Annotated in this window: 1 protein-coding gene; it reads right to left on the bottom strand. The window is 42.0% G+C overall.

Annotation, left to right across the window (positions count from 1 at the left end):
• Window positions 1–613 (bottom strand): RNA-guided endonuclease IscB (gene iscB / locus LKK83_RS19435; RefSeq protein WP_324632951.1); only part of this gene is annotated, 613 nt, incomplete at its 3' end.
• Window positions 614–848 lie beyond the last annotated feature (235 nt).

Below are 848 nucleotides of genomic sequence, written 5' to 3'. Positions count from 1 at the left end.
CTTCTTTGGTTCCGCAATAAACGCAAGTCCTGTTAAATTTCTCTAACAAATACTCGCGAACCTCGTAACCAAATAACTCGCCTCGTTGATACTCAGTTCCATTGATTTCTGGGTTAATCATTTTCTGAGTATCGAATCTAACTAGCTCCTGACTAATAGCAGTAATAGGGGCTAATCGACATAACTTTTTAACCCAAGATTCGATGTTAGATATCCTGGACATCAACGATGGAGGCAACCATCCATCGGGTCGCTTGCGGTTAAGAAATCGAGGTTTCCGATACCGAGTTTTACGATTACGTCTTGACCTTCTTAATGTCCGACGGTCGTTAAGTTTCTCCCGAATTTGAAAACCGCGATGTTCTAACTCAGCGCACCAAACGATATTGGTATCAGAGACTATTGCTAAACCTGTTGTCTTTGCACCAGGGTCAATCTTAATCCTTAATTCTTTTATTTCATCTTTCGATTCCTCTTTCAAAATAATTGTGAACGGAACCCTGCGAAATACTGCTGCTTTACCTTCAGTTAATAACTTTCTGGCAACAGCAGGATGTACTGGATTGCAGGGTTTTTTGTTAGTGTCCAGTACAAAAACTGAATTTTTATTCATTAAAAACTCCTATTACTAGGGTAATGTTCACCTTGCCAATGTTGCATTTCGGCACATCCAAATAGCACCGCTTTACCCCTCGTAAACTTTTAACTATTTGGTTTCAGAGCATGGGACTGGTGAAGCATCCCAAGGTGAGAACTTTGACTCTTAAATGCAACGGAGTGCGTGAGGCACTTAGGCGGGTCAGCTACCTAAATTAACGAGGCACGAAGCCCCGCTACTTCAGAGCGGG

The sequence above is a fragment of the Phormidium sp. CCY1219 genome (assembly GCF_035615515.1).
Taxonomy (GTDB): domain Bacteria; phylum Cyanobacteriota; class Cyanobacteriia; order Cyanobacteriales; family Laspinemataceae; genus CCY1219.
This window is presented reverse-complemented; position numbering and strand designations above follow the sequence as displayed.